Annotated in this window: 13 protein-coding genes; 5 read left to right on the forward strand and 8 right to left on the reverse strand. The window is 65.1% G+C overall.

Annotation, left to right across the window (positions count from 1 at the left end; genetic code table 11):
* The coding region (locus tag WCJ52_RS08410; protein ID WP_336902857.1) for an SEC-C metal-binding domain-containing protein at positions 1–1722 on the forward strand (1722 nt) is incomplete at its 5' end.
* Between the two features lie 526 nt (positions 1723–2248).
* Here the strand turns inward: WCJ52_RS08410 and WCJ52_RS08415 are convergent.
* Positions 2249–2386 (reverse strand): hypothetical protein, encoded by a 138-nt coding sequence (locus WCJ52_RS08415; protein WP_336902858.1) that lies wholly within the window; start codon positions 2384–2386, stop codon positions 2249–2251.
* A 601-nt stretch (positions 2387–2987) separates the two neighbouring features.
* On the opposite strand from WCJ52_RS08415, the gene WCJ52_RS08420 reads away from it, so the two are divergent.
* A complete protein-coding gene (locus WCJ52_RS08420; RefSeq protein WP_336902859.1) occupies positions 2988–3899 on the forward strand; it encodes a hypothetical protein in 912 nt (303 codons plus the stop codon).
* On the opposite strand, the gene WCJ52_RS08425 is transcribed toward WCJ52_RS08420, so the two are convergent.
* From WCJ52_RS08425 to WCJ52_RS08445, 5 genes are all read right to left on the reverse strand, one after another.
* Entirely contained in the window at positions 3896–4240 is a 345-nt protein-coding gene (locus tag WCJ52_RS08425; RefSeq protein WP_336902860.1) for an ArsC family reductase, read from the reverse strand. The two genes, WCJ52_RS08420 and WCJ52_RS08425, sit on opposite strands and share 4 nt — an antisense overlap.
* A complete protein-coding gene (locus WCJ52_RS08430; RefSeq protein WP_336902861.1) occupies positions 4237–4803 on the reverse strand; it encodes a hypothetical protein in 567 nt (188 codons plus the stop codon). The genes WCJ52_RS08425 and WCJ52_RS08430 overlap by 4 nt, the downstream gene beginning before the upstream one ends.
* A gap of 23 nt (positions 4804–4826) precedes the next feature.
* The gene (locus tag WCJ52_RS08435; protein ID WP_336902862.1) at positions 4827–5204 is read right to left on the reverse strand and encodes a nuclear transport factor 2 family protein; all 378 of its coding nucleotides are present in this window, start codon (positions 5202–5204) and stop codon (positions 4827–4829) included.
* Positions 5201–6190 carry an NADPH:quinone reductase gene (locus tag WCJ52_RS08440; protein ID WP_336902863.1) on the reverse strand — a complete coding sequence of 330 codons (990 nt, stop codon included), beginning with the start codon at positions 6188–6190 and terminating at the stop codon, positions 5201–5203. The genes WCJ52_RS08435 and WCJ52_RS08440 overlap by 4 nt, the downstream gene beginning before the upstream one ends.
* 124 nt (positions 6191–6314) lie before the next feature.
* The gene (locus tag WCJ52_RS08445; protein WP_336902864.1) at positions 6315–6962 is read right to left on the reverse strand and encodes a DUF1345 domain-containing protein; all 648 of its coding nucleotides are present in this window, start codon (positions 6960–6962) and stop codon (positions 6315–6317) included.
* A 233-nt stretch (positions 6963–7195) separates the two neighbouring features.
* Here WCJ52_RS08445 and WCJ52_RS08450 point away from each other — a divergent pair, with 233 nt between their 5' ends.
* A complete protein-coding gene (locus WCJ52_RS08450; RefSeq protein WP_336902865.1) occupies positions 7196–7825 on the forward strand; it encodes a CoA pyrophosphatase in 630 nt (209 codons plus the stop codon).
* Between the two features lie 113 nt (positions 7826–7938).
* Here WCJ52_RS08450 and WCJ52_RS08455 read toward each other — a convergent pair whose 3' ends face one another.
* Together WCJ52_RS08455 and WCJ52_RS08460 are read right to left on the reverse strand one after the other, a co-directional pair.
* Complete coding sequence (locus WCJ52_RS08455) at positions 7939–8757, reverse strand: hypothetical protein (protein ID WP_336902866.1); 819 nt, start codon at positions 8755–8757, stop codon at positions 7939–7941.
* A gap of 233 nt (positions 8758–8990) precedes the next feature.
* On the reverse strand, positions 8991–9344 hold the full coding sequence (locus WCJ52_RS08460) for a hypothetical protein (protein ID WP_336902867.1): 354 nt from the start codon (positions 9342–9344) through the stop codon (positions 8991–8993).
* A gap of 210 nt (positions 9345–9554) precedes the next feature.
* Between WCJ52_RS08460 and WCJ52_RS08465 the strand changes: the two genes are divergently transcribed.
* Positions 9555–9962 carry a type II toxin-antitoxin system RelE/ParE family toxin gene (locus tag WCJ52_RS08465; protein ID WP_336902868.1) on the forward strand — a complete coding sequence of 136 codons (408 nt, stop codon included), beginning with the start codon at positions 9555–9557 and terminating at the stop codon, positions 9960–9962.
* On the forward strand, positions 9952–10272 hold the full coding sequence (locus tag WCJ52_RS08470; RefSeq protein WP_336902869.1) for a helix-turn-helix transcriptional regulator: 321 nt from the start codon (positions 9952–9954) through the stop codon (positions 10270–10272). The genes WCJ52_RS08465 and WCJ52_RS08470 overlap by 11 nt, the downstream gene beginning before the upstream one ends.
* Positions 10273–10316: the final 44 nt, after the last annotated feature.

Genomic DNA, 10316 nt, shown 5'->3' on the forward strand with positions numbered 1-10316 from the left:
ATCGAGGCCAAGGAAGGCGCGCACGTCCAGCCCGAGAACCAGACCCTCGCCTCGGTCACCATCCAGAACTATTTCCGCCTCTACGCCAAGCTGTCGGGCATGACGGGCACGGCCGCCACCGAGGCCCAGGAATTCGCTGACATCTACAAGATGGACGTCAGCGAAATCCCGACCAACCGGCCGGTCACGCGGATCGACGACGATGACGAGGTCTATCGCACGGAAGCCGAGAAGAACCGCGCCATCCTCATGCAGATCGAGGACTGCTATGTCCGCGGCCAGCCCATCCTGGTGGGCACGGTCTCGATCGAGAAATCCGAGTCCCTTTCGACCCTGCTGAACGCCCACGCCTTCGAGGTCGACGGCAAGGCGCGGAAGGGCATCCCGCACAACGTCCTGAACGCCCGCTATCACGAGCAGGAGGCGGTGATCGTCGCCGACGCCGGCATTCCCGGAGCCGTGACCATTGCCACCAACATGGCCGGCCGGGGCACCGACATCCAGCTGGGCGGCAATATCGACATGCGGGTGCTGCGCTGGCAGGACGAGCAGCGGGGCCTGGGCATTGAGGTGACCCCGGACCAGGTGATCGCCCGCAAGACCGAACTCGAGGCCGAGATCGCCGGCCTCAAGACCCAGGCCCTCGCGGCCGGCGGCCTGTTCGTGCTGGGCACCGAGCGCCACGAGAGCCGGCGGATCGACAACCAGCTGCGCGGCCGGACCGGCCGCCAGGGCGACCCCGGGCGGTCCAAGTTCTTCCTGTCCTGCGAGGACGACCTCCTGCGCATCTTCGCCGGCGAGCGGCTGGACGCCATCATGCGCACCTTCGGGGTCCAGGACGGCGAGGCCATCACCCACAAGTGGCTGAACAACGCCATTGCCACCGCCCAGAAGCGCGTCGAGCAGCGCAACTACGAGATCCGCAAGAACCTCCTGAAGTACGACGACGTGGTCAACGACCAGCGCAAGGCCGTCTTCGAGCAGCGTGCTGAGTTCATGGCCGACGAGGACCTCTCGGACGTAACGGCGGAGATGCGCCGGGACACCATCGCCGACCTTGTCCGCCGGCACCTGCCGCCCAAGGCCTATGCCGAGCAGTGGGACGTGGAGGGCCTGGCTGAGCAGACCCAGTCGATCCTCGGCCTCGACGCCCCCGTCGCCCAATGGGCGGCCGAGGAAGGCATTGCCAACGAGGAGATCGAGGAACGCCTCCTGGCCGCCTCCGATGCCCGGGTCCAGGAGCGCGAGGTCCTGATCAGCCCTGCCCAGATGCGGATGATCGAAAAGAGCTTCCTGCTCCAGACCATCGACATGCAGTGGCGCGAGCACCTGACCCACCTGGACCACCTGCGCAACGTGATCGGCCTGCGCGGCTATGGCCAGCGGGACCCGCTGAACGAGTACAAGACCGAGGCCTTCTCCCTGTTCGAGCGGCTGCTGGTGGACCTGCGCCACAACGTCACCCGCTGGCACATGACGGTCGAGTTCCAGTTTGCCGACCCCGAGCCGCCGCCCGCCGCCTTCCAGGAGATCCACCTCGATCCCCTGACCGGCGAGAACGCCGCCCGGATGGGCCTCCTGCCGGACGGCCTGTCGGTGGATCAGAGGCAGGCCCTGCCCTTCTCGGCCCTGCCGGACGGCTGGCAGCAGACCGGGCGCAACGCCCCCTGCCCCTGCAGCTCGGGCAAGAAGTTCAAGCACTGTCACGGATCGCTGGTCTGAGGTCCCTGGCCCCGCTGACGCCGGGGCCGGCCCCTGATGACCGCCGTCTATAATCTGGCCAAGGCCTCACCCTGCGTCCTGCCGTTCCACATGGTGACGGAGGGGGCCTATGACCTGGGATGCGGTGCCTGCTGCCTGTGGACCGTGGGCCGGATCCATTTGGGCGTGCCCATCTCCCAGACCCTGCTGCTGGCGCTTTTTGGGGGCAAGCGGGACCCTAATCCTGCTCCGGCGATATTATGCCCAGACCCCCATGGCCGAGACGGTTTCAAACCCCTGTCACGCAGCTGGTGTTCTAAGGGCCAAAATCTGCGAGTTTGTGACCACCTGATTCCCATTCGAGGGCGCTGTCATGAAGCCTCCCGTAAAGCGGCTCTCGGATCTCAAGGGGGGCAGTCCAAAGCCCGGGACATTTGCGAAGCCGACGCCCAAGGTGTCGCGCATGAAGCCGGGAAGGAAGCTGACCGCCGCTGAAAAAGCCGCGTTTCTGGCCTCCCGCCCCGACCTCGCCGGAAAGTCCTGAGCTTCAGGCCAAGGCCACCATCAGGTGGATCGTCAAGGCCAGAATGGCCGTATTCAAGGCATAGGCCACAACGGTGTGCAGGGTGCCCAGCCTGCGCATGTGTTTGGAGGTGAAGGCAACATCCGCTCGTTTCGGCCTCACCGCCGCGCACATGCAGCCGCGAACCGCAGATGCGCCAGAGCCCGGTGATATTCCAGCCCAAGACATTGGCCGTGCCCCGGTACTGGGACGTCAAGCCAAGGGCCAGCCAGCCAATCCGTCCTAGCGCAAGCGCGGTGACCAGCGCGCGCCCCAACCTCGCCTCCGACCGGCTCCACCTAGCCCAAGGCTTTAGCGAGATCGGGTGGGGAGAAGACGGTGCGGTATCTGATGTGCGCGGTTTAGGGGCGCTTCCTCAGGGGTCGACAGGCTCAGGATGAGGGAGGGGGATAGAGGGACACTTAATCCCCCAAACCCGCGAATCCCCCTTACCTTCCCCCGGGCAGCCGCTACCGGCAGTCGGAGACTGAGGCGCGCCTTGTCGTTCCTGGGCAATAAGACCGTCAATCTGTTGAACCTGCATTACGGCCTTCATGCCTTGGCCATGAATGTCGGAGGGGTGTTTTTTGCGGTCTATCTGTTGAAGGCCGGGATCAGGGTGCCGCTGGTCCTGGCGTCTATTTCTCTCATTCTGGCGGGGCGGTTTTGCCTGAGGCCCCTGACCTTGATGGCAGGTAAACGCTGGGGACTGAAGCCGGTTGTGATGATCGGCAGCCTGCTACTGGCAGTTCCCTATCTGATCTTGCCCCATGTCTCGGGGATGAATTTCTATCTGCTGGCCCTCTGTGTCTCCTCGGCGGTGGCCGACATGCTCTATTGGACCAGTTACCACGCCTATTTCGCCGCTCTGGGGGACGCCGAACATCGTGGCCAGCAGGTCAGCGCCCGGGAGGCCTTGGCGACCAGCATCAGCATACTGGGGCCTGTTTTGGGGGGATGGGCGCTCGTCACCCTCGGCGCCACCACGGCCTTTGGCATAGCCGCAGTCATTCAGGTGGCCTCAGCCCTCCCCCTGATCGCAGGACCTCAGGTCAAGGTGGCGCAAAGGGCCGAAGGCGCGGTTCAGGCGGCGCGGATGGGGTTCATGCTGATGATGGCGGATGGCTGGCTCTGTGCCGGGTGGGTCTGGCTCTGGCAGATCATCCTGTTCACCAATCTGAGCCTCAGCTTCACAGCCTTTGGCGGGGCCATAGCGCTCGCAGCCATCGTCAGTGCAGTCGCTGGACTGGTGCTCGGCCGGTTTGTCGATCAAGGGCACGGACGGCGCGCGGCAGTGGTGGCCATCGGGGTCATGACGGTTGCGATCCTGTTTCGCGCCTCGGCCTCGACCCCGCTGATGTCGCTCTTGGCCAATGCGATGGGGGCGTTGGTCGGGTGCCTCTACACGCCGCCACAGGGGCGGGCGATCTACAACATGGCTCAGGCCTCGCCCTGTACCCTGCGGTTCCACATGGTCACAGAGGGGGGTTATGATCTTGGTGCAAGCTTAGGCTGCCTTGCCTCTGCCGGACTGATCCTGCTGGGCCTCCCCCTATCCGCGACCCTGCTCCTGGCCCTGATCGGGGCCTTTGCGGCCTTGGTCCTGATGCGCCGCTACTATGCCAACGAAGCCTAGAACAGGCCCTCATAGAGTTCGGGCCTGAAGCCCAACACCCGGCGATGGCCCAGATCGAGCAGGGGGCGTTTGATCATGGAGGGCTGGGCCACCATCAGGGCGATGGCCCGGGCCGCATCCAGATCGGTCCGAGCGGTCTCAGGCAGTTTGCGGAAGGTCGTGCCTGCGCGGTTCAGGACCTTGTCCCAGCCCAGTTCCTCAACCCACTGGCCCAGACGTTCAGCGTTAATGCCTTGGGTCTTGTAGTCATGGAAGTCATAGGCCACGCCCCGGGCCGCCAGCCAGACGCGGGCCTTGGCCACTGTGTCGCAGGCCTTGATGCCATAGAGGGTGGCGGTCATGGGCGCCTTGCCTGTCCGCTGTCCCGGGTCAGCCGGGTCTGGTTGCGGAAGGCCCAGGGCGCATCCGTCGGGGTCAGGGCACGGACCTCCTTGACGGACATGAGACTATCACCGTCCCGGGTCTCGGTGATCCGGATGCGGGCCTCGCCGCCCCCGTCCGGGCCATTTCGCTCATAGACAAGGGTCCAGTGCACCGGATCCCGGTAGGCGGACAGCCTCACCGCCTCGGTGGAGACCTCCACCGGGCGGCCCTTGCGCAGGGTGGCCGAAGTCACCGTTCCGGCCGCCGGGTCGAAGAGGCTGGCCGAGGTGATCCGCACCGCCCCGACCGAAGGTCCATCGTCGAAGGTGGAGATCCTCAAGACAGACACGCCGTCGCCGATGGCGGTGACTTGGGTCTGAACGGGCAGTTCATAGAGCTTGTTGTTCTGGTAGTCCCGGTAGCCGAGGGCACCCTTCCAGGACCCGGCGAGCGCGCCCTGGAGTTCCGCGGCCGACGGTGCTGCGGCGGCTGGGCTGGCCAGGAAAAGGGCCGCGGCAAGGCAGAGGGTGGGCAGTCGCATCAGGGGGCTCCGCAGGGGTCGTCTCAGGCCGTGGTCACGAAGGTCTCGGACTCAATCCTCCACTGACCCGTGACCCGGCGCCAGACCGCGAGGTAGGGACCCGACTGTTGTGGGGTGTCCTTCCAGATCGCCGTCCAGCGGCCCTGCTCAGCGGCGCGATCTCCCGCTGCATCCACCTCGATGCGCTCGGGCGTGCGGACATAGCCGCCGAAGCCGGGGTCGGCGAACTGGGCGGCGAAGGCGGCGAGGATGGCGTCGCAGCCGGTGATCACCGATCCGTCGCCGGCGATCACCACCGCCGCGGGCAGGAAGACCGGCCCGAGGCGCGCGGCCTCCCGCCCAGCGATAAACCGGTTGGTCAGCCGCCGCCGGGCGCGGATGGCATCTTCGGGGGGGATCACGACCCGAAGGGCTCGACCACCACGGTGCCCGCCTTGGTCCCGGACTCCACCTGCTCATGGGCAGCCGCGCAGTCCGCCAGGGCATGGCGGCCGGCGACCGGCAGGAGCCTCGGCCCCGTGGAGATCCATTGCAGGATATCCGCCTGGGCCCGGCGGCGGGCCTCGTGCGGGCTGACCGGCAGGTAGACGCCGTGGACGTTCAGGTTCAGGCGCATCAGCTCCCCGGCCGGGACCCTGGGCGCGGGCTCGCCCTTCGTCGCGTAGAAGGCCACCGACCCATTGCCCTTCACGCAGGCCAGGGTGACGGCCAGGTTGCCGCCGAAGTCGACGTCGACCACGTGGTCCACGCCCGCCCTGGCGGTGAAGTCCCGGACCCGGGCGGCGACATCCTCCGAGCGGTAGTTGACGACGAGGTCGGCCCCGGCCGCCTGCGCCCGGGCCGCCTTGGCCTCGCTGCTGACGGTGGCAATGACCGTGGCGCCTGCCCACTTGGCCAGCTGGACGGCGTAGAGACCCACCGCACCGGCGCCCCCGGTGACCAGGACCGTCCGCCCCTGGACAGGTCCGGCGACGAAGACGCTCCGATGGGCGGTCATGCAGGGAATGCCCAGGGTGGCGCCCTCGGCGAAGGACACGGCGTCGGGAAGGGGTGTGACGAGGTCGGCGTCGAGCTCGATGTATTCTGCCGCGGAACCAAAGGCCCGGCCGTTCCTCTGGCCGTTGTAGAACCAGACGCGCTGGCCCACCCACCGGGCCGGCGTCTCCGGACCCACGGCCTCGACCACGCCGGCACCGTCGCTGTTGGGGATGATGCGGGGGTAGGCCATGGGGGCGGGACCGGCCCGCATGCCGGCGTCCGAGGGGTTGACCCCGGAGGCGTGGATGCGGATCAGCACCTGGCCCCGGCCGGGCGTGGGGGAGGGAACCTCGCCATGCTGCAGGACCTCGCGAGCCAGGCCGGTGCGCTCGTACCAGACGGCCTTCATGACCAACTCCAGAGTTCCGTCATCAGGCCTTCCCCCCCTATTCCCGGCCCAGACTAGCGAAGGTCACCGGCGAGGGCGAGGCCCGGGCGAGACCGCCAGGGGCGCACAGGTGACGAGGCCGGCCTCAGGACGAGATCAGGCTGGCCATAAGGTTGATCGCCAGGGCCAGCACTGCCGTGTTGAAGACGAAGGCAACGAGGGTGTGGACCGTGCCGATGCGGCGCATCCGCTGGCGAGTGAAACTGATGTCGGCGGTCTGGCTGGCCGCCCCGATCACCAGGGCGAAATGCAGGAAGTCCCAGTAGTCGGGCGCCTCTCCACCCGGAAATGCAAGGCCCCCGCCCGCCTCGCCGCCGCCCTCGCCGTAGTACTCGTGGGCGTAGTGGAGGGCGAAGACCAGCTGGACCAGGAACCAGGAGATGGCGACGCTTCCGCCGGCGAAGAGGACCCGCAAGACCTCGCCGGAGGCCCCATCCCGGGGGTCCGGCTTCATGCCGACCGCGACCGCCGCCAGGCTGACGACGCAGGCGAGGACCACGACCGCCAGGATCAGGCCGCGCCCCTCGTCCCGACGGGCCGCCACCTGCTGGATTCGTTCGACATCCGAACGCGCCATGCGCCAGAGGGACACGAGGACAAAGACCAGGGCGGCAGCATCGAAGCCGGCCACGAGGCGCAGGATGGGATCCGGCGGCGTGGGCGCCAGGCCCAGGACGACCGCTGCCGCAGCGCCAACCCCGGCACCGACGGCAAGTGTCGGGCGATTGGTCACGGGACTACGACGCCCTGCATTCTGGACAGGAGACACAAGGCTTCGGACATGGGGTCGCTCCCGGGGCGTTGGGCCTGCAGCCTATAGGAGACGGCGGCCGGCCGCGAGCTTGGGCCAGGTTCCGCCCGACGCCGGTTCCCATCCAGCCTCATATCAAGGTCCCCTCTGCGGCGCCGCCCGTCTGAAGCGGAAGGATGACAGGGCGCCCCGGGAGGGCTTAGGACAATCCCTGGATGTCCCATGCCTTCACCCCCGACTTTCGCGCCCGGATGGCAAAGGCCTGTGCGGCCTTCCCGCGCATCGCCCATGCTGGCGGGGACCTGAAGCGGGCGGCGGTGGCCCTGACCCTGACGGCGGCGGACGACGGCTCGGGCCAGACCGCCTTCCTGCTCACCCGGCGGGCCGCCAGCCTGCGCGCGCATTCCGGCCAGTGGGCCCTGCCCGGTGGTCGCCTGGACCCGGGCGAGACCCTGGAGGAGGCCGCCCTGCGAGAGCTCTCGGAGGAGGTCGGCCTCGACCTGCCGGCGAGCGAGATCCTGGGGGTGCTGGACGACTATCCCACCCGCTCCGGCTATGTGATCACCCCCGTGGTGGCCTGGCTGCAGGACGCCTCGGCCCTGCGGCCCAATCCAGCCGAGGTGGCCTCGACCCACCTGATCCGGCTGGACTACATTGCCGCTCCGGATGCGGTGGACTTCGAGACCATCCCCGAGAGCGACCGGCCCCTGATCCGCCTGCGGATCTCGGAGGAACACCGGATTCACGCGCCGACGGCGGCGGTGGTCTACCAGCTGCGCGAGCTGGTCGCCGGCCGCGTCACCCGGGTGACGGAACTGGAGCAGCCCGTCTTCGCCTGGCGCTAGGGGGCGCTCCCCAGGGTGAAGGAACTCAGTCACACAGGAGGGGATTTCGTGCAGTGTCACCGTAACCCCGTTACGGCTGAATGAGATATGGGGATCGCCTCAACAGCAAGCCGCTATTTCGCGGTGACCTTCAAAATGCGGAAGGTGCCGGGGATAGCTTGAGGCCTACCGTTTGGCTGAGCGGGCGGCGAATAGTCGGCTGACGGCAAGTAAAGTGTCCCGGTCTTGGGATCCAGCGCTTGAGTGCGAGCCCCAGTATGGGTGGCAACAGTTCCCACCACCTTGGCTTGAGACGGCGATATTAGCACCAACTTCGCGTCCGCAGCGGTGGGGATGTAGACCATCTTTCGGGCCACGTCATAAAAGGCGGTGTCTGGACGCGGTCCAATGGCCAAGGTCGCAATATCCTTGCCGGTCTCAGCTTCGATTACCTTTGCGACATTATTAGAACATGCAGCAACCAGACGGCCTTCCCCAAAGGCGAGACCATTGGGCTCATCGCATCCCGCGAGTCTATAGTGGGCCACCAGCTTGCGAGATTTAATATCGACAACGGCAACCTCGTTCTTGTCTTCCACGTTGATGAAGACCTTGCCCAATCCGTCCATGGCCGCACTCTCCAGCGCCCCCGCCACCGCGATCGTGCCCACCTTAGCGCCTGCCTTCGGGTCGATCAGTGTTATACCACCCCCGGCATTGTCCAATACCCAGACTAGGTTTTGGCTCGGCTCTAGGAAGGCACCATCGGGCTTTGCGCCAGTCGGAATCGTCGCTCGGATCTTGCCCGTCATCGCATCAGCAATGATCGCCGCTCCAGCCGCCGTTGAGGTGACTACCAGTTCCTCACCCCCATTAACGGGCACAGCGATATGGGTGCGCTGGGCCTCCACCAATTGGGGTGTCACCTTTGCGCTATCCACGTCGATGGCCATGATCCCGTTCGACCGGCTGACATAGAGCCGCCGATGTACCGGGTCGAACGTCAAATAGTCCCAGCCGCCATCGGGGCCGACGATTTCACCTGTGACTGCCAAGAGGGGCGGAGACGCGACCGAAGCGAGCGCTGGGAGGGCTATTAGACTGAGTACAAAGGCGGAAACTAGACGCATTGGAATATCCTTTAAAGCATTAGCACGTAAAGATCGAAATATTGAGCACCGCACGCTTAAAACTTAGCGCGTATTCCAGCCTCGAATGTTTGACCGTAGATCTCGCGCTGGATGGGATAGTTGCGGGTGCCCTGATAGTAGCGAAGTGGTGTGTCGAGCAGGTTTTTTACATTAAAATAGCCCGTCGAGTTCGGTGTAAACTGGTAACTCGACGTGAAGTCCATGTTCAGCTTGCGATCCTGAATTGTGTCCCCAGATTTGTCTGAGCCACTTAGCCCGAACAAACTTTGCGCCACATATTCAGTAGAGAGTCGTAACGCAAGTCCATGATCTTCATAAAATCCAGCAATGTTCCATGTGACCGGCGATGTTCCGGGGTTACGGTGACACTGTAGGAAATAGATCGTCACTCAAGGCATCGGGACTTGTTATGCGGCAGGCCTGGGACAACGACGCGCGCAAGTCTGGCTATCGGCGGGCTCCCCAGGGTGAAGGAACTCCGTCGCACAGGATGGGGTTTCGCACAGTGTCACCGTAACCTCGTAACCCCCAGGGGATTGGAGCGACCTTCCAGGTATTCACTTGCTAGATTATACCAAATTGGGTATAAATGTGAGCGTATGGTTCATCGTCCGCCTGCCAACGACAAGCCCGTCCATTGGATCGGGTCTTCTAAATCCGACCTGCTGGCGCTGCCGCAGGAAGTGGTGAGCGATCTGGGCTATGCGCTGGGCTTGGCCCAGCTAGGAGGCAAGCACCCGCAGGCCAAGCCTTGGAAAGGCGAAGGCGCGGGTGTGTTTGAAATCGTGGAGAGCTTCGAGGGCAACGCCTATCGCGGCATCTACACCGTCCGCTTTGAGGGCCTGGTCTATGTGCTCCACGTCTTTCAGAAGAAGTCGCCCTCGGGCATCCGAACGGCGGAGACGGATATCGACCTGGTTCGCGAGCGCCTGAAACGCGCCCGCGAACATTACGAGAGCAACTACCAACAGCCCACGAAGGGCAAGGCAGGCAAACGTGGCAAATGACATCACCGAAGGCACCGGCAACGTCTTCGCCGACCTGGGTCTCCCAGACGCCACAGACCGTCAGACCAAGACGCGGCTGGCGATGGCCGTGAACGCTCTGCTGAAAGAACGTCGCCTCAAACAGACGGATTCAGCGATCATCCTGCGCATCCCGCAATCCAAAGTGTCGGCGCTTGCCAACTATCGGCTCGATCATTTCTCGGTCGAGAAACTGATGAGCTTCCTGAATGCCCTGGAGCAGGACGTAGAGATCGTCATACGCCCGAGCCGTGAAGCCGTCGGGCACACCTCCGTTTTTGCGCTGACCTAGGAGTTACGGTGACACTGTAGGAAATAGATCGTCACTCAAGGCAT

Source organism: Phenylobacterium sp., assembly GCF_037138395.1.
GTDB lineage: Bacteria > Pseudomonadota > Alphaproteobacteria > Caulobacterales > Caulobacteraceae > Phenylobacterium.

Coding starts and splice junctions, on each gene's coding strand:
- WCJ52_RS08440 (WP_336902863.1), bottom strand. CDS start 6,190: ATGAAGGCCGTCTGGTACGAGCGCACCGGCCTGGCTCGCGAGGTCCTG.
- WCJ52_RS08465 (WP_336902868.1), top strand. CDS start 9,555: ATGGTTCATCGTCCGCCTGCCAACGACAAGCCCGTCCATTGGATCGGG.
- WCJ52_RS08425 (WP_336902860.1), bottom strand. CDS start 4,240: ATGACCGCCACCCTCTATGGCATCAAGGCCTGCGACACAGTGGCCAAG.
- WCJ52_RS08430 (WP_336902861.1), bottom strand. CDS start 4,803: ATGCGACTGCCCACCCTCTGCCTTGCCGCGGCCCTTTTCCTGGCCAGC.
- WCJ52_RS08455 (WP_336902866.1), bottom strand. CDS start 8,757: ATGGCCATCGACGTGGATAGCGCAAAGGTGACACCCCAATTGGTGGAG.
- WCJ52_RS08450 (WP_336902865.1), top strand. CDS start 7,196: ATGTCCCATGCCTTCACCCCCGACTTTCGCGCCCGGATGGCAAAGGCC.
- WCJ52_RS08420 (WP_336902859.1), top strand. CDS start 2,988: ATGATCGGCAGCCTGCTACTGGCAGTTCCCTATCTGATCTTGCCCCAT.